An 18,979-nucleotide genomic window follows, 5' to 3' on the forward strand; every position below is an offset into this window, starting at 1 on the left:
GGTCGAGGCGGAGCCGGTCGACGTGCAGATAGCCGCCCTGGGCGTTGGGCCCCCAGACCCCCATCGGCCTGAAGGGCCTCGTCCTCAATCGCCGGACGGGCCGGGAGGTTCTATACACACGGCGTATACATGGCATGTATAGTCCTCCCCATGTCCATCGGTCATACCCTCCTAGGGCTCCTGGAGTCCGGCCCCCGCCACGGCTACGACCTCAAGCGGGCCTTCGACGAGAAGTTCGGTCACGACCGGCCGCTCCACTACGGCCAGGTCTACTCGACGATGTCGCGCCTGCTGAAGAACGGGCTCGTCGAGGTCGACGGGATAGAGCCCGGCGGCGGCCCCGAGCGCAAGCGGTACGCGATCACGGACGCCGGGATCACCGACGTACAGCGGTGGCTCGCGACGCCCGAGAAGCCCGAGCCGTATCTCCAGTCCACGCTCTACACGAAGATCGTCCTCGCGCTGCTCACCCACCGCGACGCGACCGACATCCTCGACGCCCAGCGCTCCGAGCACCTGCGGATGATGCGCATCCTCACCGACCGCAAGCGCAAGGGCGACCTCGCCGACCAGCTGATCTGCGACCACGCCCTCTTCCATCTGGAGGCCGACCTGCGCTGGCTGGAGCTGACCGCGGCGCGTCTCGACAGGCTCGCGGAGGTGGTGGTCAAGTGACTCCCGCGGGTTCCCTGCTCGTCGCCGACGAGCTGCGCAAGGAGTACGGCCCCACGGTCGCGCTCGACGGCGCCGAGTTCTCCATCCACCCCGGCGAGGTCGTCGCTGTGATGGGCCCCTCCGGGTCCGGAAAGTCGACGCTGCTGCACTGCCTCGCCGGGATCGTCCCGCCCGACTCCGGATCGATCCGGTACGCGGGCCGGGAGATGGCCACGATGAGCGACGCGGAGCGCAGTGCGCTACGGCGCTCCGAGTTCGGGTTCGTCTTCCAGTTCGGCCAGTTGGTGCCGGAGCTGACCTGCGTCGAGAACGTGGCGCTCCCGCTCCGGCTGAACGGCACCTCCCGCAAGGAGGCCGAGCGGACCGCGCTCGGCTGGATGGAGCGCCTGGAGGTCGACGACCTCCGCAAGAAGCGGCCGGGTGAGGTCTCCGGCGGCCAGGGGCAGCGCGTCGCCGTCGCCCGGGCGCTGGTCACCAGCCCGCGGGTGGTGTTCGCGGACGAGCCGACCGGCGCGCTCGACTCCCTCAACGGTGAGCGGGTGATGGAGCTGCTCACCGAGGCGGCCCGCGCCACCAACGCGGCCGTCGTGCTGGTCACGCACGAGGCACGGGTGGCCGCGTACTCCGACCGCGAGATCGTCGTACGGGACGGGAAGTCCCGGGACATGGAGCGGGCCGTATGAAGCAGTGGTCCAGGGACCTCGGCATGGGGGTCCGGTTCGCCTTCGCGGGCGGACGCGAGGGGTGGGTCCGGGCGCTGCTGACCGCGGTCGGGGTCGGGCTCGGGGTGGCGTTGCTGCTGCTGACGACCGCGATACCGAGCGCGCTGGCGGCCCGGGACGACCACGAGTCGGCCCGCACGGACCTCTACCAGAAGCCCCTCGCGCACAAGGGCGCGAACACGCTCCTGGTGGCCAACGCGGGCACGACCTTCCGCGATCTCGACATCCGCGGCCGGGCGCTGGAGCCGGAGGGCCCGAAGGCACCGCTGCCGCCCGGGCTGACGAAGTTCCCGGCGGACGGCGAGATGGTGGTCTCCCCCGCGCTGAAGAAGCTGCTGGAGTCCCCCGACGGGAAGCTGCTGCGGGAGCGGCTGCCGCAGCGGATCGTCGGGACCATCGGCGAGGACGGACTCGTCGGCCCGACCGAGCTCTCCCTGTACCGGGGCGCCACCGGACTCGCGGCCCACGGGGTCAACGGCGGCCACATCACCCGTGTCGACCGGTTCGGGGACCCGAATCCGACGGACCAGGAGTCCGACCCGGTGCTGGTCCTGCTCGTCCTCGTGGTGTTCGTGGTGCTGCTGATGCCGGTCGCCGTGTTCATCACCGCCGCCGTACGGTTCGGCGGCGAGCGGCGCGACCGGCGGCTCGCGGCCCTGCGCCTGGTGGGCGCCGACAGCCGCTCGACCCGGCGGATCGCGGCCGGTGAGGCCCTCGCGGGCTCGGTGCTCGGACTGGTCCTAGGCACCGTCTTCTTCCTGATCGGCCGTCAGGCGGCGGGCCACGTCGAGGTGTTCGACGTCAGCGTGTTCCCGAGCTATCTCAACCCCTCGCCGCTGCTGGTCCTGCTGGTCGCCCTCGCGGTCCCCGCGTCCGCCGTCCTGGTGACGCTCTTCGCGCTGCGCGGGGTGGTCATCGAGCCGCTGGGCGTGGTGCGCGCGGCGAAGCCCGCACGGCGCCGCCTGTGGTGGCGGCTGCTGCTGCCGGTGGCCGGGCTCGGCCTGCTCGCCCCGATGGTCGGACAGGGCCGCCGGGACGGCGACTTCAACCAGTACCTGGTCATCGGCGGGGTCATCCTGCTGCTGATCGGCGTGACCGCGCTGCTGCCGTGGGTCATGGAGACCGTCGTGGGCCGCCTGGGCGCGGGCGGCCTCTCCTGGCAACTGGCCGTGCGCAGGCTCCAGTTGAGCAGCGGTACGGCGGCCAGGATGGTCAACGGCATCGCGGTCGCGGTGGCCGGGGCGATCGCCCTGCAGATGCTCTTCGCGGGCGTGGAGGGCGAGTACACCAGCGACACGGGGTACGACACCTCGCTCGCCCAGATGCAGGTCGACGTGGACGCGGGGACCTCGTCCGCCGCCGTCGCCAAGGAGTTCGCCTCGACCGAGGGCGTGCGGAAGGTCTACGCCTTCTCCGACTCCTACGTCAGCCCCCGGAAGAGCGATCTCGCCTCACAGGTGACCGTGGGCGACTGCGCGTCGCTGCGCGCGGTGGCCACGCTGCCCTCCTGCCACGACGGCGACACCTTCATGGTGTGGGGCGGGGAGAACGACACCGACACGCCCACGCTGGCCAAGACCGGCCGGACGCTCTACTTCGACCTCTCCGACGACGGCGACGGCTCGAAGCTCGCGCCCTGGACCGTACCGGCGCTGAAGCAGGCGCAGTCCGTGGAGGACCCGACCGGGCAGCGCCGCGGCGGGTTCCTGCTGACGCCGAGCGCCCTGCCCGCCGAGGTCGCCGGCGCGCTGCCCGGCCAGCTGTATCTGCGGCTCGACCCGGCCGTGGCGGACGCGCCCGACTACGTACGGAACACGGCCGCCCGGATCGATCCGCTGAGCGAACCGAACACCTGGTACAGCCTGCGCCGCGACGAGCACTACGACGCCATCCGCACCGGCCTGTTCGTCGGCGCCGCCTGTGTCCTCGCGCTGATCGGGGCGAGTCTGCTGGTCTCCCAGCTGGAGCAGTTGCGCGAACGCAGGAAGCTGCTGTCCTCGCTGGTCGCCTTCGGCACCCGGCGCCGCACCCTGAGCCTGTCGGTGCTCTGGCAGACGGCGATCCCGGTCGCCCTCGGCCTGCTGCTGGCCTCGGTGGTGGGGCTGACCCTGGGCGCGGTCCTGCTGCGGATGACGGCCACTCCGGTGGCGGTGGACTGGCCGAGCGTGCTGTCGATGACGGGCGTGGGCGCCGCGGTGGTCCTCGTCGTCACCCTGCTCAGCCTGCCGCCGCTGCTGCGGCTGATGCGGCCGGACGGGCTGCGGACGGAGTGACCGCCCGCAGCCGGGGCCCGCTCAGAGGCTGTACTCCTTCACCACCCGCCGGACCTGGGCGAACAGCATGCCGACGTTGACCGACTTGCGGCACACCACGACGGCCACGACGTCCTGTTGTTCGACCAGCCGCACAAACAGGTGGGTGAGGTTCTCGCTGTTGACGAGGATCTCCTGGAAGAAGTGGTTGTCACTGGCGCTCCCGCGACGCTCCTTGAAGACGTCCTCGATCATCACGACGGTGCGGCCCTGGAACAGGTCGAGGGTCGCGCCCGCCAGCAGGTCCAGGACCTCCGGCGGGTGGTTGTCGACGGTCTCGTACGACAGCAGCATCCCGGTGGACATGTCGACCACGCCGGAGGCGACGCAGTCCGGGGCATCGGTACGGAGTGCCTTGACCAGGCCCATCACCTGGTCGGAGAAACCTGGGGTCATGCGCTTCGTCGCCATCCCTTCAGACTCCTTCGGGTGCTTTCTCGGTGGTGGCCTCGCCGGCGAGGATCAGGTCGATGCGGTGCAGAGCCGGCTGGGTCGCCCGGTGCAGGTGGTCCACGTCGATGCCCTCGTCGCCGAGCACGACCATCAGCGCCGTGTCGCCGACGGCGTAGAAGGCGGCACAGCCGTGGCTGCCGTACGTCACCGTCCGGCGCAGGGAGCCGCGGGCGGTCGCCTCGGCGGTGCGCCGGGCGAGGCCGAGCCCGGCCGCGGCGAGCGCGGCGAGCCCCTCCGGGTCGATGGAGTCGGCGGTGTCGGCGGCGATGAGCAGCCCGTCCGCGGCGGCGACCGCGGTGTCGGTGATACCGGTGACCTGTTCGCGCAGCCCGCGCATTTCCAGCGCCAGGGCTTTGTGATCCATGTACTCAACTCCCCTATCTCTTCTTCATTTCGGCGTTCCGTTTCGGAGGCGGAAAAAGTTTCCTGGTTTACGGCGCGGCAGATCGGCGCGTTCCCGGGGCGGAGCCGACTCCATGGGTACGGGATCCCGTTGCCGCAGTGCCTGGCCGTCGGGGATCACCCGGACCGGGATGGGATCGGGCTCCTCGACACAGACCAGGAGCCCCTCATGGAGCATGCGGGAGACCTCGACGGTGACGATGTAGACGCCTCGCCCGACCCGGAAGGCGAGATCCCGCGCGGTGCAACGGCCGTCGGCGTGGGTGAACAGCTCCCGCCGCAGGATGCTGAGCCCGTCCTCGGTCCCCACGCGCACCGGCCGTTCCCGGTCGGGGTGCACGGGGTGCGGCAGCGCGGTCAGGGCGGTGAGCCTGCGGGCCGCGTCCTGCATCAGCTTCGACACCGGCTCACCCAGCGGGAGCTGGGCGAACGGCTCGGCGGTGACGACGCGTTCGCACTCCTCGACCCGGCCGGCGGCGATCGCGAAAGCGGCGTCGTGCAGCGCCATCGCGCACACCACCCGGAGTTGGGCGGCGCCCGCGTAACCGTGCGCGATGAGGGCGGTGGCCGGCCAGCGCGAGCCGCCCGACTCCCGTACGAGCTCCGCCCATTGCTCGCCGCTGACCCGCCCGGAGCGCAGCAGCAGCGCCTCGGGGCCGGGGGCGCCGGGCGACTCGGCGGCGACCACCCGGCCGTCCCCCAGGTGGAAGATCCCGCCGGGGCTGCCGACGACCCGCAGCTCGCCGGTGAACCCGTCCCGCCCGCACGCGGCCAGGGCCCGTGCCAGGTGCTCGTAGCCCGACATCCCACCCCTCGCCGTCTCGCACACACGCTTGACGTGTAGCGCTGAGGGAGGAATGTGTATCAGTCCGGGCGCATATTCCGGCCGGGGATTTCCGAGCTGCCGTTAGTTGACGGAAGTTGCGTTCACCGGCTGTTCAAAACAGCTTGTTCGGCGCTCATTTGACCGAATCGGGTGAGGGTTTTTCCGGCGGGTCGGCGGAGTCCTCGGGGTCCGCGGAGTCCTCCGGGTCGTCCTCGGGGGGTACGTCCTCGGCGTCCTGGTCCTCCTCGGCGTACGCCTTCAGATAGCCCACCACCGTGTTGGTGACCGCCACCAGGGGTACGGCGACCACCGCGCCGCCGATACCGGCGACCATGCCGCCCGCGGCGACCGTGAGGACCACCGCGAGGGGGTGGACGCGGACCGCGCGGCCGAGGATGAACGGCTGGAGGATGTGCCCCTCGATCTGCTGCACGGCGAGGACCACCGCGAGCGTCAGCACCGCCGTGAACACGCCCTGGGTGACCAGCGCGACGACCACCGCGAGGGCCCCGGAGGCGACCGCGCCGACCAGCGGGATGAAGGAGAACAGGAAGATGAAGACGGCCAGCGGGACGGCCATCGGCACGTCGAGGAAGTAGATGCCGACGCCGATGAAGACGGCGTCGATGAGGGCCACCAGGACCGTGCCGCGGACGTAGGCGGTCAGGGTGCGCCAGGCGGCCGGTCCGGCGCCGGAGACGGCCGGGCGGGCGGCCGCGGGGACCAGCTTCAGGCTCCACTCCCAGATGCGCCGGCCGTCGTAGAGGAGGAAGAGGGTCGAGAAGAAGGTCAGGAGGATGCCGGTGAGGGCCTCGACGACGACCTGGACGCCCTCCAGGCCGAACGAGGTGATCTGGTCGGTGTTGGCGCCGACCGCCTCGCGCAGGTTCTTGGCAATCTGGTTGATCTGCTTGTCGGTGACGTGGAAGGGGCTCTTCAGCAGCCAGTTGCGCAGGTCGTCGATGCCGTTCTGGATCTGGTCGGAGAGCGTGTCGATGTTCTCCATGACCTGCCAGGTCACGAACCAGCCCATCAGCCCGATGACGACGAAGCCGAGGATCGCGGTGAGGGCGGTGGCGGGGCCGCGCGGGACGCCGTGGCGCCGCAGGCGGGCGACCGTCGGCTGGAGCAGCGCGGTGATGAGCAGGGCGACGACGAAGGCGAAGACGACGAGCTGGACGGCGCTGATGACCCGCATCAGCACCCAGACGGTGCCCGCGAGGATCAGCAGCCGCCAGCCGGCCTCGGCGGCGACCCGGACCCCCCACGGCACGGCCTGCGCCGGGTCGGGACGGGGCACCAGGACGGCGGCCGGCCGGTCGGCGGGCCTGGAAGCCTGGCGCTTGCGGACGGGCTTCTCACCGTCGGGCTTCTCACCGTCAGGCTTGTCGCGGCCGGGCTTCTCACGGGCGGACCGGGGCTCGGCCTCGGCCTCCTCGCGCGCCACCTCCGCGCGGCGCTCGTCCAACCGCTCTCCCATCTCGGTCAGCCGGGCCCCGAGCCGACCGAGCCACCCTGGCACTCGCGACATGATCCGTCCTCTTCCCCCGTTGCCCCTCACCACTCCTCCCTGGAGTCGTCCGATCCGACCGTACAGGGCGAAAGCCCCTCCCCTTAGGACGGGGAGGGGCTGCGCGAGGTTGAGCGGTGGCGGCGGATCCGGCTCAGTAGGAGCCGTTGGCCTGCCAGTAGGTCCAGGCGTCGCAGGGACTGCCGTACCGAACGTTCATGTAGTTCAGGCCCCACTTGATCTGCGTGGCCGGGTTGGTCTGCCAGTCGGCACCGGCCGACGACATCTTCGAGCCCGGCAGCGCCTGGACCAGGCCGTAGGCGCCGGACGAGGGGTTCTGGGCCCGGTAGTTCCACGTGGACTCGTGGTCCACGATGTTGCTGAAGCACTGGAACTGGTCGCTCGGCACGATCTGCCGGGCCAGCGCCTGCACCTCGGCGACGGTGTACGAGGCCTGCTGCGGGTAGCTGGCGGAGGCCGCCTTGGCCTCCTTCTCCTGCTTCGCCTTCGCCGCGGCTTCCTTGGCGGCCTGCTGCCTGGCGACCGCCGTCTTGGCGGCGGCCTTGCGCGCCGACTCCTCCGCGACCTTCTTGGCGCTCGCGTCCGCGGCGACGGCCTGGGTGTCGGCCTGCTGGGTCAGCGAGGCCGTCTGCACCTGGGCCTGTTCACCCAGCGGTAAATCCGCGAGGAGCGTCGAGTCGCTCGCCGTCGTCGCCGCGTCGTCCGCGGTCTGGGCGGTGCCCGCCTGCGCGACGCCCATGACGGCACCGACCGTGGTGACCGCCGTGGCCGAGACCACGGCGAATCCGCGTGCCGAATTCCGGCTCACACCAGTTCCTTCTGCAGTGCCGTCAGATGAGAGAGTGCGTCAGACGAAAGAGCGGGCGCGGCACGGGCCGCGGGTGGGACTCAGTACCAGTGGTTGGCCTGCCAGAAGGACCAGGCCTCGCAGGGGCTGCCGTACCGGCTGTCCATGTAGTTGAGGCCCCACTTGATCTGGGTGGCCGGGTTGGTCCGCCAGTCGGCACCGACCGACGACATCTTCGAGCCCGGCAGCGCCTGGAAGAGACCGTAGGCGCCGGACGAGGCGTTGACGGCGGTGTACTTCCAGCTGGACTCGTGGTCCACGATGTTGCTGAAGCACTGGAACTGCCCGCTCGGCACCATCGACCGCGCCATCGCCTGGATCTGCTCGATGGTGTACGAGCTCTGCACGGGGAAGCTGGAGGCGTCCCGGGAGGCCGCTTCCTTGGCCTCGGCGCGCTCCTTGGCTTCCTTGGCCGCCTTCTCGGCGGCTTCCTTCTTCTGGACCGCGGTCTTGGCGGCGGCCTTGCGCGCCGACTCCTCCGCGACCTTCTTGGCGCTCGCGTCCGCGGCGATGGCCTGGTAGTCGGCCTGCTGCGTGAGGGACGCGGTCTGCACCTGAGCCTGCTCACCCGCGGGGATGTCCGCCAGGAGCGTCGTGTCGGCTGCCGTCGCCTCGGCGTCGTTCGGCTGCGCGACGCTGCCGGAGGCGACTCCGACGACGCTTCCGACAGCGGTGACCGCGGTGGCGGAGGCCACTGCGAATCCCCGGACCGAAATCGGGCTCACACGGTTTCCTTCCAGCATCGCCCGCTTCGGTGACCCTGGCGGACGCAATCTGCCCCTGGCACTGGCCTCCCAACTAACGGGGTCACGGGAGGCGCGGGCCCGGTGGGCAACTCCCCAGCGGGGAGCGCCGCGTGATGCTCGGGCGGCATACGACGTCGACTATGGAGTTGAGCGTGGTGTTGCTGTGGTTCCGCACCGCTGGGGGTACAGGTGTGTCGTATGCGGGGCCTGACAGGAGTGAGACTCTGCCGTAACCGGACGCCGGGTGGCAATTCTGAGTTGCGTGTGAAAGCTCACATCCCGTTTGACCCCAGGGATTTCGAGAAACCGCGCCACACGAAAGCGCCGCCCGGCTAGGCTCTTGACCTTTCCGGACGGCGCCAACGGGCGTGTACTACCTCAGATTTGGCCGTCTTCGAGCATTTCGGTCACAAGGGCCGCGATCTGGGACCTCTCGGACCTCGTCAGGGTCACATGCGCGAAGAGCGGATGCCCCTTCAGCTTCTCCACCACGGCGACGACACCGTCGTAGCGCCCTACGCGGAGATTGTCCCTTTGTGCCACGTCATGGGTGAGAACCACCCGTGAATTCGCGCCGATTCGGGACAGAACGGTGAGAAGGACGTTCCTTTCCAGCGACTGGGCCTCGTCCACGATGACGAACGCGTCATGCAGCGAACGGCCGCGGATGTGGGTGAGCGGCAGGACCTCGAGCATCCCGCGCGCGGTGACCTCCTCGATGACCTCGCGGCTGGTGACCGCGGACAGCGTGTCGAAGACCGCCTGCGCCCAGGGGCTCATCTTCTCGGACTCGGAGCCCGGCAGATAACCGAGTTCCTGCCCGCCGACCGCGTACAGCGGACGGAAGACCATGACCTTCTGGTGCTGACGGCGCTCCAGGACCGCCTCCAGCCCCGCGCACAGCGCGAGCGCCGACTTGCCGGTGCCGGCCCGGCCGCCCATGGACACGATCCCGACGTCCGGGTCGAGCAGGATGTCCAGCGCGATCCGCTGCTCGGCGCTGCGCCCCTTGATGCCGAAGGCCTCACGGTCGCCGCGCACCAGCCGGATGTTGCCCTCGGCCGTCACGCGCCCGAGCGCCTTGCCGCGCTCGGAGTGGATCGTCAGGCCGGTGTGCACCGGGAGGTCGGAGACGTCCGGGACGTGGACATGGCCCTCTTCGAAGAGGATGTCCACCTGCTCGGCCGGCAGGGTCAGTTCGGACATCCCGGTCCAGCCGGAGGAGTCCGTGATGGCGAGTTCGGCGCGGTACTCCTCGGCGAGGAGACCGACCGAGGACGCCTTGATCCTGAGCGGGAGATCCTTCGACACGACGGTGACGTCGAACCCCTCGGCCTGCAGATTGCGGGCCACCGCGAGGATGCGGGAGTCGTTGTCCCCCAGGCGGTAGCCGGTCGGCAGGATGCTGGGGTCCGAGTGGTTGAGCTCGACACGGACGGTGCCGCCGAGTTCGCCGATCGGGATGGGGGCGTCGAGGCGACCGTACTTCACCCGGAACTCGTCCAGCAGGCGCAGGGCCTGGCGGGCGAAGTAGCCGAGTTCGGGATGGTGCCTCTTGGCCTCCAGCTCCGTGACCACGACGATGGGGAGCACGACCTCGTGCTCGTCGAAGCGGCTCAGGGCGTTCGGGTCGGCCAGCAGGACGCTGGTGTCGAGAACATAGGTGCGCCGGTCAGGCATACGGCGCTTTGTGCTGGTCACCACGGAAGGACGTACCCCCTCGGATGAGGTCGGGGAGCGACGGAGTGGAGCTGGACCGGTCGACGGCCCGTTTGCACGGGCCGGGAACCGGCCCTCCACTGCTTCTTCCGTGCTGAGACCGCACGGCAAGGCTGGTGCAAAGGGCCTCCCGGGCGGACGGCCCCGTGCCGTCCGCTGAGATCCGACACCCGTGGTTCGGGTGTCGACCTGCTTGGCTTATGCCCTCGAACATGCGGTGCCATGCCAGCACAAATAGCGGCGCGCTGGTGAACTCCTTGTTACAACAGCCCCAAACGGGGTACTCCGCGCGGTTTGTGCTCGGCTGCGCTCAGCCGCCGTAACGCCGGTGTCGCGCCGCGTAGTCGCGCAGGGCGCGCAGGAAGTCCACCTTGCGGAAGGCCGGCCAGAAGACGTCACAGAAGTGGTACTCGGAGTGGGCCGACTGCCACAGCATGAATCCGGACAGCCGCTGCTCGCCGCTGGTGCGGATCACCAGGTCGGGGTCGGGCTGGTCGCTGGTGTAGAGATGCCGGCTGATCGCGTCGATGGTGACGGACTCGGCGAGCTCCTCCAGCGGGGTGCCCTTGTCATGGGCGTCCAGCAGCATCGACCGTACGGCGTCGGCGATCTCCTGGCGGCCGCCGTAGCCGATGGCGACGTTGACGAGTATCCCGTCGACGTGGGCGGTGGACTCCTCCGCCTCCTTCAGCGCGGTCTGCATCGGGGACGGCAACAGGTCGGGGGCGCCGACGTGGTGGACCCGCCAGCGGCCGTCGGCGGCGAGGGTGCGGACGACGTCCTCGATGATGCCGAGGAGGGGGCCGAGCTCCTCCGGCGGGCGGTTGAAGTTGTCCGTGGACAGCAGCCAGAGGGTGACGACCTCGACGTCCGTCTCGGTGCACCAGCCGAGGAACTCCTCGATCTTCTCCGCACCGGCGCGGTGGCCGTCGACGGGGCTGGAGCCGGAGGCCTTCGCCCAGCGCCGGCTGCCGTCCACGATGACGCCGATGTGCTTGGGCACCTGGGCGTGGTCCAGGTGGCCTTCCACCCGGCGTGCGTAGAGCCTGACGAGCAGGCCGCGCAGCTTGTCGCGCAGGTTCACGTGATTGTCGCCCCTCCGTGCGGATGCGGTCCCCGCGCTGAGAAGGGTACCGGGCGCCCAATGCGGGGGCGGTCTCGGGGGCTTGGGCGGGTGCGGGTCCGTGGGGGCCGGTCGCGCCCTCGCCGGCTCATGAAAAAACGGGCCGGTCCGTGGGGGGGGATACGGACCGGCCCGAGGGGGGGTTTCCACCATAACCCTTCGTAAGTGATGCTGCGTGCATCGGCGTGCCACAACTACTCTCCGCAGTCGGGCAACAACGCCGTGATGGTCGCTCGCGGGCCTGTTCACAGGGGTTTCGTGGCCGAATCACAGCGGATTCCAGGGGCCGAGTGCTTCGCCCGGGTGGGTGAACGCCGGTCGGAACGTTTCTTTGACGCCGGAGAGTCCGTCCGGGTGGGCGCGGCACCGCGCAGCCCCCTCCTCTGCGCGGTGCCGCCGCGCAGCTTTGCTGGCGCGAATTGCCTCGCCTTTAATCTACGCGCGATGAGGGCATGGTTCGAGCCGCCTGGGATAACAATGTGGACACCCTGTAAAGATCATGGATGTATGGGGTGAAAAGGAGAGCGATATGAAGGTTGCCCTATTTGCTCTCAGGTTTGCGGACGTCGAACAGGTGCCGTGAGCTGTAGGCGACGAAGGAGCCCTCGGCCTCGATCCGCTCGTGCAGGGACCGGAGTTGGCGCGCGTACCCCTCGACCGTGAACCCCGGCACCATCCACACCACCTTGCGCAGGAAGTGGACGACGGCGGCGATGTCGTGGAACTCCACGCGCAGCCGCTCGGCCCGCAGGTCGACGACCTCCAGCCCGGCGGCCTCGGCCGCGGCCCGCTCATGGTCGGGGTGCCGGTCGCCGCTCTGCCCCGCCGGCTGCGGCCCGAGAAAATGCTCGACGAGCTCGAAGACGCTGCGCGGCCCGACGTGCTGCGCGAAGTACGTACCGCCCGGCCGCAGCACCCGCGCGATCTCCGCCCACCGGGGACTGACCGGATGGCGGCTGCTGACCAGGTCGAAGGTGCCGTCGGCGAACGGCAGCGGCGCGTCCTGCGCGACGGCGACGACCACGACACCGCGGGGGCGCAGCAGCTCGGTGGCCTTGACGACGTTCGCAGGCCAGCCTTCGGTGGCGGCGCCGAGCACGGGCGCCCGGGAGGCCGCCCCGAGCGCGAACTCCAGGACCTCGCCGCCGCCGGTGTCGACGTCCAGCGCGGCGGTGGCCGCGGCGAGGCGGTCGGCGAGCGAGCGCGCGTACCCCCAGGAGGGCCGCTCCTCGGTGGCCCGCCCCTCGAACCAGGAGAAGTCCCAGCCCTCGGTGGGGACGGCGGCGCCCTCGGCGACGAGGCCCTCGAAGGCGCGGTGCTGCGTAGGCTGCTTCATGGGGTGATCGTCGCAAGGGTGTGCGGGTGGATGCAGCCGAATTTCCGGGCGGGGGCGGCGGTCACGGCACCAGGGGCCGGACCTCCTGCGCGGCGAACCGTACGAAGCCCTCCGGGTCCGGTTCGTCGCCGGTCGGCTGGAGTACGACGGTGTCGGCGCCCGCGTCGGCGAGGCGCTGGACAGCCCTGGCGACGGCTCCCGCGTCCCCGGCGACACCGAGGTCCGGGACGGAGGCGAGGCCTTCGGCGGCGAGTTCGGCGCGCAGGCGGGAGGGGGCGTTTGGTCCGGTGGCGGTGAGGAGGTAGACGACGATCCTGTGGGCGTCGGTCGTGTGGACGTCGGCCTTGCGGGCATCGGCCTTGCGGGCATCGGCCCTGTGGGCATCGGGCGTCTGGGCATCGGTACGGTCCGCCGCCGCTCGTCCCTCGTCGATGAGGCGGCGTGCCCGGGCGACGCCCTCGGGTGGGGTGCTCGCGGTGAGGACGGTGCCGTCGGCCACCTCGCCGGACAGCCGCAGTGAGCGCGGTCCGGTGGCGCCGGCCAGCACCTCGACCGGGCTCTCGGGCGGCCAGTCGAGGCCGACGTCGTCGAGGGTGACGTAGCGCCCCTGGACGGTCAGCCGCTCGCCGCGCAGCAGCGCCCGCAGTGCGACGAGGTGCTCCCCCAGCAGCGTGACCGGCGATTCGACGCGCGCGCCGACCTGGCCCATCCAGTCCTGGACGCCGTGTCCGACGCCGAGGATCGCGCGGCCGGGGAACATCCGGTGCAGGGTGGCCGCCTCCATCGCGGTGATCGCCACGTTCCGCAGGGGCACCGGCAGCAGGCCGACGCCGATCCGCACCCGTTCGGTCCAGGCGAGCGCGGCCGCGGCGGCCGAGATCCCGCCCTCCCGGAAACAGTCCTCCCACAGCCACAATTCTTCGAGCCCGCTCTCGTCCGCGAGACGGGCCACCGCTCGCAGCCGCTCGGGCGGGAGTTGCGGACGGAAGACAGCGCCGAGTCCGGTCATGGGGCGTTCCTACCCAGGCGGTACGGCTTTACTTGTCGAGCGCGTACCGCAGGAGGACGACGCCGTTGCCGAAGGTGTGGGACTCCAGGAGGCGGAGCGCGGTCAGGTCGGTGGCTCCGGCTCCGGCTCCATCTCCGGCGTCGGGCTTCGGGAAGAGCGCGGTGCCGCTGCCGACGAGCACGGGATGGACGTAGATCCGCATCTCGTCGAGGAGTCCGAGCCGCAGGAACTCCCGCGCCAGCGCGGCCCCGCCGAGCCCGAGGTCCCCACCGGGCCGCGCCTTCAGCTCCCGCACCTCTTCCGGTACGACCTCCCGCACGATCTCGGTGTTCCAGTCGGCGTGGGTGAGCGTGCGGGAGTAGACCACCTTGGGCATGTCCCGCCAGATCCGGGCGAACTCGACCTCGATCGGGGAGGCGTCGGGGGCCTCGTCGGCGGTGGGCCAGTATTCGGCCATGAGCTCGTGCGTCACGCGCCCGCTGAGGAGGCCGCCGAGACGCCCGACCATGTCGTTCATATGGGTGTGCAGCTCGTCGTCCACCCGATGCCAGCTGATGTCGCGGCCGTCCGCCTCGATGTACCCGTCGAGGGAGACGGACATGATCAGGACGATCTTCCGCATGGTCGGCCACCTCTCGCGTGGTCTTGTGGGTTTCCTCTTTAACCTATGGGCGTCGGTACGGCTGGGAGGCGGCTTCGGTATGGGGCGTTGGCGGGACGGGCGGGGAGTGCTGGTCGTGGACGGGGTGTCCGTGCCCCTGGAGATCGCCGCGTCCTACCGCGCCCGCACCAGGGGCCTGCTCGGCCGTGACGCCATCGCCGGAGCGCTCCTCCTCTCCCCCGCGAACAGCGTCCACACCTTCCGGATGCGGATGCCGATCGATGTCGCCTATCTGGACCGGGGGTTGCGGGTCGTCGCCGTCCGCACGATGAGGCCGGGCCGCCTGGGCCTCCCCCGCCTCCGAGCACGCCATGTACTGGAGGCGGAGGCCGGGGTGATGGAGGGGTGGGGGGTTCGGGTGGGGGTGACGGTGGAGGTCGTTGCGGGATGACCGGTGTGGTCAGCCGAAGGCGCTGAGGGCAAGTTCGGAGGCCGGGAACCGGATGCCGGGGTCGCTGCCGGTGTTGACCGCCAGGTAGCAGCCGTGCAGGCCCTTGGCGAGTTCCCCTCCGTTCATCGGCCGCACGTGCGTGCCGTCCGGGAGGTAGTGGGAGCTGGTGTACACGTCCAGATCGCGGTCACCGTCGTCGCGCGCGCGGAAGCGGAGCTGTGTACCGTCCGCCTCGACGGCGACCAGCAGGGTGGCCGCTCGCAAGGCGTTCAGAAACACGTCATGGTCGACTTGCCGGAGCCAGAGGGCCTGCAGCGCTCGCTCCGGCTCGTTCTCCGGAGCACGCCAGCGCAGCGCGGCGAGGCTGGGCCGGTAGTCCGGGTTGTAGCGCAGACCGTCCTCGATCTCGCCGTTCTCGTCGATGACCCAGCCGCCCAGCTTCGCGTGGTCCGGGACCTCGCCGTGCGGGTTGTAGGCAGGGTCGATGGCGTAGATGACCCTGCCCGGCCGGCGCCGCGCGGAGACCCGCATCTCCCCGGTCACCTCGGGTTCGCTGAAGTAGCGGGCGCGGAAGGGGAAGACGGGGTAGACGTGGATCTTGAGGTCGCGCGGGCTCGGGTCCTTCTTGCCGTCGCCCACGATCTCCCGTCGGAGGGCGGCGTAATTCGGAGCCTCCTGCCAGGACCCGGGCAGCACCCGCCCCGGCAGCGGGTAACCGCCCTCCTGTCGAGCCATCTCGGCCAACGCCTCGGTGGGAGCGAGTCCTCGCTGCTTCGCGGATCGCCGCAACTTGAGCCAGAAGACGCCGGAGTTGCTGGCGTCAGGATCCAGTTCCGGGCGCGTGATCATGTCGACGGCGCCCTCCGCGTCCGACGCGAACAGGGCCCCCAGAATCCCCTCCATGTTGGCCAACAGGACGTACTGCACGGGCCCTTCGGCCTTGTGCTTGTAGTCGTCCGGACCGCCGGTCAGCCGTACCTGCAGGTCCTCCGCCAGGCGGGAGAAGGGCCTCTCCTCGGAGTGCTCCTGCGGCCTGTGCTGCTCACTCGTCAATGGATCTCTCCGTAAATCTGCCACTTGCCCCGGGCATCCTGGAACGCGTGGGTGATCGTGTACTCGTTGCCGCGTCCGAGCAGCAGTTCCCGCTCCTGGGCGCCGTAGCGGCCCAACTTCTCCACGTACAGACCCGGAGTGTCTTTGGGCACCCGCAGATGGAGGACGGCGTCCTTGTTCGTGAACACGGGGTCTCCCAGCGAGGTGGACATGAAGGCGTCGTCCGTGAACTTCTCGCCGATCATGTTCCTGGGTTCTTGGGAACCCATCTTCTCCAGATAGTGCTCCAGACCCGTCCCCCGGCTGACGACGACGTCCTCGGGAAGCGGGTTCCCGGCGAGGGCCTTGTCGAGTCGCTCCACGTGCTCACGAACCGCCGGAGTGTCGTAGTAGCTGCCCTCGCCCTGCCGCAGGAACCCGTTGATGCGGTGATGTTCGGGGCCCGTGTAGTCGTACACCGCCGCCTTCAGGTCGTCGGGCAGGCTCTCCGCGTAGTCGTTCCAGTGCTTGGCGCCGTAATGTTCGGCGCCCACGTTGCTGCGGAAGGTGACCGTGCCGTCGGAGATCTCGGCCATCGCCGACTTGTGCCGGTCGAAGTCCGTGGGTGTGTCCGGTCGCGGGTCGGGGGTCTTCGTGCCTGTTCCCGGAACCGGTGAGGCGTCGCCGGAGGACGGAGGGTCCCACTTGCCGCGTGTGGCGTCCTTGGCGGCGTCGGCCGCGGGATCCGCTGTGTGGGGGTGAGTCCAGCCGTCCGGGAGGGCGCCGCTCTTGCCCGCCGTCCTGACGGGGTCGGCCGCCGTCTCCACCGCCTCTCGGACGCCCCGCTCCGCCGCCGTCTCCACGGCGTCTTCCGCGACCGCGGTCATCGTGCGGCGGGCCACGCCCACACCGGTCGCCGCGCCGCCGGTGACCACGTCGGAGGCGAGGTCGAAGGTGAGGGTCCCCAACGCCTCGGCAGGATCGCTGGACCAGCCCGAGCCGACCAGCGACTTGGCGGTGCGCACCGGGTGGTTGGCGGAGGTGAGCAGACCCATGCCGGTGACGGAGAGGTTCTGCACGTACTGCGCGGGGTGGGTGAGGTTGTACGGGTCCATCGGGTTGACCGTCCGCACCATGCGGATCAGCCCGGTCCCGCCCTTGACGAAGCCTCCGGCGAAGTGTTCGAGCTCCAGGTTGGCGCCCTTGAAGCCGTCCGTGAGGGTGGCCGTGAGTCTGGTCAGGGTGCCGGGCTCGGCCGGGGCCGCCTCGAAGGCACCGGTCACCTTGGCCGTGGCGGTTTCGGCGGCGGAGTCCCGGGTGTGGCGGGCGTCTTGGAGGATCTCCCGGGCGACCTCGCGCCCCGCCGCTCCCGGGTCCACGAAGTCCCCCGGATCGGTGGGGAGTTGCGCTCCGGGACGAGGCGTGCCGCCGAGCGACAGGTTGATTTGATACTGCCGGTACTCCCAGGCCTGCTGGTCGTGTCGCTGCCGGGCCGCGGAACTCTCGGCCTCCGCCGCGCGCCACTCCTCGATCGCCTCGGCCGCCCGACCGCGCGCCCAGGAGACGGTGTGCGCGTAGGCCGCCAGGGCCTCCGCCGCGGCCGTACAGGCGTCGGCGGCGGTGAGCCACTTCTTGGGGTGGGTGGTGAAGGACTCCCGGAAGGACTCGGCGGCGGTGCCGGTCCAGTGGCCCGGGTCGAGTTTCTTCAGCGCCTGCCCGGTGTTCTCGAAGGCGGTGGCGAAGGCCTTCAGGTGCCGGACCGTCTCCTCGATGTCCCCGGTGGAGCCGTGGATCAGCTCGCCCGGCTGGTCGCTCTCCCCCAGCTCCCGTTCGGGCACCACGGCACCGGTCGCGCCGGTGACGTACTCCGCGCCGTCCCGGACCTTTTCTCCTACGGATCCCAGCCCGACCTCGTCCAGGCCGTCGGCGGTGAGGTCCGCGGCGGCGTTGACTCCGTCGGCGATGCCCTGGTTGACGCCCTCGGCCAGATCCCCCAGTTCGCCGAGTACGCCCATCAGGTGCCGTCCTCAGGGCTGACGGCGTCCAGAGAATCCCGCACGAGCTCGCCGCCGAGGCGCAGTTGCGTGCCGTACTGACCGCTGGTGGTCAGGTCCTCCTGAGTGGCCTGCCAGGTCTGCCCGATCTGCTGCCGGGCCCCGGATGCCGACTCCTGCGAGAGATCAGGCGTCCAGGCGCCCTTGATCCCCGCCCCGACCTCGCCCCACGACATCTTCGCGGCGTCCTCGCTGGAGACGGTCGGCGCACCGTAGTTGGCGACGACGACGTCCTTGAGCACGCCGACGCCGTACTCCTCGGCCTCGTGGTAGTAACCGGCCGACAGATCGAGTTTCCCGGCTACGGCGTTACCTTCGTCGACCAGCGCTTTCACCCCCCACTCCCACCGCTCCGCGAAGGTGCCGAAGGCCTTGGCGAGCCCGGGGTGCCCCATCTGGAGCGGGGTCAACGCCAGACTGTCGAAGCCGAACCCGACCGCGCCACCGCCGACTTGACCTACGTCCTGCAGCTCCTCGATCGCCTGGTTGATGCCTTTGGCCGCCTGCTGGAGGACTTCGGGGTCCGCGCCATAGCCGTCGCTCATGTGCGATCCTCGCGGCTCGGGAGACCGACCGCCACCGGATCCGGAACGATCCCGGACACGGGAGGCAGGAGGAGCGGGCGGACGCCACCGACGTCCACCGCGACACCGGTGGGCGTACGGGTCCCGGCGACGGCGGCCGGTACGGCGGTGTCGAGCAACCGGGAGCCGAGGACCGTCCAGTAGGCGATACGGCCGCTTCGTGGGCTGTTGTCTGTGCCGTCCCCGGCGCGAGCGCGCGCGAAGCGTTCCAACTCGGCGGTGGACGTGAAGGCGTAGAGCCATTGGACGCCGTCCGCCTCGGTGGAGCACATGGGTTCCTCCTCTTCGAGAGGCACGTACAGGGCGGCCGCCCTGAACGACGCCAACAGCCGGTCGCCGTCGCCCCGGCCGCCGTACAGATCGTGGATCTCGGCGGTCAACGTGGCCCGTTCGAGAACACCGGCCCCAGCTACCGGGCCGCGGCCCGTATCCGCCTTCATGTGGTGTGGTCACCTCGTGACTGAACGTGTGATGCGCGAAAGCACATCATGATGATCGTGGATCAGTCCACCCGGGACACACGATGACGGACGTACCGTGCGTGAAGGCCGTGGCG

General features: G+C 70.4%; 19 protein-coding genes. 4 read left to right on the forward strand and 15 right to left on the reverse strand.

Annotated elements, in window-relative coordinates:
- Positions 1-150 precede the first annotated feature (150 nt).
- The 3 genes from ABZ896_RS32390 to ABZ896_RS32400 are packed head-to-tail and all read left to right on the forward strand — an operon-like array spanning position 151 to position 3,670.
- Positions 151-675 carry a PadR family transcriptional regulator gene (locus tag ABZ896_RS32390; protein ID WP_360936867.1) on the forward strand — a complete coding sequence of 175 codons (525 nt, stop codon included), beginning with the start codon at positions 151-153 and terminating at the stop codon, positions 673-675.
- Entirely contained in the window at positions 672-1,358 is a 687-nt protein-coding gene (locus ABZ896_RS32395; RefSeq protein ID WP_360936869.1) for an ABC transporter ATP-binding protein, read from the forward strand. Before ABZ896_RS32390 ends, ABZ896_RS32395 begins: the two co-directional genes overlap by 4 nt.
- Complete coding sequence (locus tag ABZ896_RS32400) at positions 1,355-3,670, forward strand: FtsX-like permease family protein (RefSeq protein WP_360936871.1); 2,316 nt, start codon at positions 1,355-1,357, stop codon at positions 3,668-3,670. Before ABZ896_RS32395 ends, ABZ896_RS32400 begins: the two co-directional genes overlap by 4 nt.
- 21 nt (positions 3,671-3,691) lie before the next feature.
- Here ABZ896_RS32400 and ABZ896_RS32405 read toward each other — a convergent pair whose 3' ends face one another.
- The 11 genes from ABZ896_RS32405 to ABZ896_RS32455 all read right to left on the reverse strand — a co-directional run bounded on the left by ABZ896_RS32405 (position 3,692) and on the right by ABZ896_RS32455 (position 14,323).
- A complete protein-coding gene (locus ABZ896_RS32405; protein ID WP_360936873.1) occupies positions 3,692-4,120 on the reverse strand; it encodes a hypothetical protein in 429 nt (142 codons plus the stop codon).
- Positions 4,121-4,124: 4 nt separating this feature from the next.
- Positions 4,125-4,526, reverse strand: a complete 402-nt coding sequence (locus ABZ896_RS32410) for a roadblock/LC7 domain-containing protein (RefSeq protein ID WP_360936875.1) — start codon at positions 4,524-4,526, stop codon at positions 4,125-4,127.
- 24 nt (positions 4,527-4,550) lie between these two features.
- Positions 4,551-5,369 (reverse strand): MarR family transcriptional regulator, encoded by an 819-nt coding sequence (locus ABZ896_RS32415; RefSeq protein WP_360936877.1) that lies wholly within the window; start codon positions 5,367-5,369, stop codon positions 4,551-4,553.
- Between the two features lie 154 nt (positions 5,370-5,523).
- Positions 5,524-6,921: an AI-2E family transporter gene (locus tag ABZ896_RS32420; protein ID WP_360936879.1), complete on the reverse strand. Its 1,398-nt coding sequence runs from the start codon at positions 6,919-6,921 to the stop codon at positions 5,524-5,526.
- A 133-nt stretch (positions 6,922-7,054) separates the two neighbouring features.
- The gene (locus tag ABZ896_RS32425; RefSeq protein WP_360936881.1) at positions 7,055-7,729 is read right to left on the reverse strand and encodes a lytic transglycosylase domain-containing protein; all 675 of its coding nucleotides are present in this window, start codon (positions 7,727-7,729) and stop codon (positions 7,055-7,057) included.
- Between the two features lie 80 nt (positions 7,730-7,809).
- Positions 7,810-8,511 carry a transglycosylase SLT domain-containing protein gene (locus tag ABZ896_RS32430; protein WP_360936883.1) on the reverse strand — a complete coding sequence of 234 codons (702 nt, stop codon included), beginning with the start codon at positions 8,509-8,511 and terminating at the stop codon, positions 7,810-7,812.
- Between the two features lie 381 nt (positions 8,512-8,892).
- Positions 8,893-10,218 (reverse strand): PhoH family protein, encoded by a 1,326-nt coding sequence (locus ABZ896_RS32435; protein ID WP_360936885.1) that lies wholly within the window; start codon positions 10,216-10,218, stop codon positions 8,893-8,895.
- 325 nt (positions 10,219-10,543) lie between these two features.
- Positions 10,544-11,317, reverse strand: coding sequence for an isoprenyl transferase (locus tag ABZ896_RS32440; RefSeq protein WP_360936887.1), 774 nt, complete (start codon positions 11,315-11,317; stop codon positions 10,544-10,546).
- Positions 11,318-11,897: 580 nt separating this feature from the next.
- Positions 11,898-12,692 carry a methyltransferase domain-containing protein gene (locus ABZ896_RS32445; protein ID WP_360936889.1) on the reverse strand — a complete coding sequence of 265 codons (795 nt, stop codon included), beginning with the start codon at positions 12,690-12,692 and terminating at the stop codon, positions 11,898-11,900.
- Positions 12,693-12,753: 61 nt separating this feature from the next.
- Positions 12,754-13,701, reverse strand: coding sequence for an LLM class flavin-dependent oxidoreductase (locus tag ABZ896_RS32450; RefSeq protein ID WP_360936891.1), 948 nt, complete (start codon positions 13,699-13,701; stop codon positions 12,754-12,756).
- A gap of 28 nt (positions 13,702-13,729) precedes the next feature.
- The gene (locus tag ABZ896_RS32455; protein WP_360936893.1) at positions 13,730-14,323 is read right to left on the reverse strand and encodes a dihydrofolate reductase family protein; all 594 of its coding nucleotides are present in this window, start codon (positions 14,321-14,323) and stop codon (positions 13,730-13,732) included.
- Between the two features lie 79 nt (positions 14,324-14,402).
- Between ABZ896_RS32455 and ABZ896_RS32460 the strand changes: the two genes are divergently transcribed.
- Positions 14,403-14,753, forward strand: a complete 351-nt coding sequence (locus ABZ896_RS32460) for a DUF192 domain-containing protein (protein ID WP_360936944.1) — start codon at positions 14,403-14,405, stop codon at positions 14,751-14,753.
- Positions 14,754-14,762: 9 nt separating this feature from the next.
- Here ABZ896_RS32460 and ABZ896_RS32465 read toward each other — a convergent pair whose 3' ends face one another.
- From ABZ896_RS32465 to ABZ896_RS32480, 4 genes are read right to left on the reverse strand one after another with little or no spacing between them, the layout of a single operon-like run.
- Entirely contained in the window at positions 14,763-15,806 is a 1,044-nt protein-coding gene (locus tag ABZ896_RS32465) for a type VII secretion system-associated protein (RefSeq protein WP_360936895.1), read from the reverse strand.
- Positions 15,803-17,800 carry a putative T7SS-secreted protein gene (locus ABZ896_RS32470; RefSeq protein WP_360936897.1) on the reverse strand — a complete coding sequence of 666 codons (1,998 nt, stop codon included), beginning with the start codon at positions 17,798-17,800 and terminating at the stop codon, positions 15,803-15,805. Before ABZ896_RS32470 ends, ABZ896_RS32465 begins: the two co-directional genes overlap by 4 nt.
- On the reverse strand, positions 17,800-18,384 hold the full coding sequence (locus tag ABZ896_RS32475) for a hypothetical protein (RefSeq protein ID WP_360936899.1): 585 nt from the start codon (positions 18,382-18,384) through the stop codon (positions 17,800-17,802). Before ABZ896_RS32475 ends, ABZ896_RS32470 begins: the two co-directional genes overlap by 1 nt.
- Positions 18,381-18,863 (reverse strand): SseB family protein, encoded by a 483-nt coding sequence (locus tag ABZ896_RS32480; protein ID WP_360936901.1) that lies wholly within the window; start codon positions 18,861-18,863, stop codon positions 18,381-18,383. The genes ABZ896_RS32475 and ABZ896_RS32480 overlap by 4 nt, the downstream gene beginning before the upstream one ends.
- Between the last annotated feature and the right edge of the window lie 116 nt (positions 18,864-18,979).

Source organism: Streptomyces sp. NPDC047072 (assembly GCF_040643855.1).
In the GTDB taxonomy this organism is placed as follows: domain Bacteria; phylum Actinomycetota; class Actinomycetes; order Streptomycetales; family Streptomycetaceae; genus Streptomyces.

What these genes read in the sequence shown, in the direction of transcription:
- ABZ896_RS32475 (WP_360936899.1), bottom strand. Translation starts at nt 18,384, where the DNA reads ATGAGCGACGGCTATGGCGCGGACCCCGAAGTCCTCCAGCAGGCGGCC.
- ABZ896_RS32430 (WP_360936883.1), bottom strand. Translation starts at nt 8,511, where the DNA reads ATGCTGGAAGGAAACCGTGTGAGCCCGATTTCGGTCCGGGGATTCGCA.
- ABZ896_RS32420 (WP_360936879.1), bottom strand. Translation starts at nt 6,921, where the DNA reads ATGTCGCGAGTGCCAGGGTGGCTCGGTCGGCTCGGGGCCCGGCTGACC.
- ABZ896_RS32405 (WP_360936873.1), bottom strand. Translation starts at nt 4,120, where the DNA reads ATGGCGACGAAGCGCATGACCCCAGGTTTCTCCGACCAGGTGATGGGC.
- ABZ896_RS32460 (WP_360936944.1), top strand. Translation starts at nt 14,403, where the DNA reads ATGGGGCGTTGGCGGGACGGGCGGGGAGTGCTGGTCGTGGACGGGGTG.
- ABZ896_RS32450 (WP_360936891.1), bottom strand. Translation starts at nt 13,701, where the DNA reads ATGACCGGACTCGGCGCTGTCTTCCGTCCGCAACTCCCGCCCGAGCGG.
- ABZ896_RS32390 (WP_360936867.1), top strand. Translation starts at nt 151, where the DNA reads ATGTCCATCGGTCATACCCTCCTAGGGCTCCTGGAGTCCGGCCCCCGC.
- ABZ896_RS32480 (WP_360936901.1), bottom strand. Translation starts at nt 18,863, where the DNA reads ATGAAGGCGGATACGGGCCGCGGCCCGGTAGCTGGGGCCGGTGTTCTC.
- ABZ896_RS32470 (WP_360936897.1), bottom strand. Translation starts at nt 17,800, where the DNA reads ATGGGCGTACTCGGCGAACTGGGGGATCTGGCCGAGGGCGTCAACCAG.
- ABZ896_RS32410 (WP_360936875.1), bottom strand. Translation starts at nt 4,526, where the DNA reads ATGGATCACAAAGCCCTGGCGCTGGAAATGCGCGGGCTGCGCGAACAG.
- ABZ896_RS32445 (WP_360936889.1), bottom strand. Translation starts at nt 12,692, where the DNA reads ATGAAGCAGCCTACGCAGCACCGCGCCTTCGAGGGCCTCGTCGCCGAG.
- ABZ896_RS32455 (WP_360936893.1), bottom strand. Translation starts at nt 14,323, where the DNA reads ATGCGGAAGATCGTCCTGATCATGTCCGTCTCCCTCGACGGGTACATC.
- ABZ896_RS32400 (WP_360936871.1), top strand. Translation starts at nt 1,355, where the DNA reads ATGAAGCAGTGGTCCAGGGACCTCGGCATGGGGGTCCGGTTCGCCTTC.
- ABZ896_RS32415 (WP_360936877.1), bottom strand. Translation starts at nt 5,369, where the DNA reads ATGTCGGGCTACGAGCACCTGGCACGGGCCCTGGCCGCGTGCGGGCGG.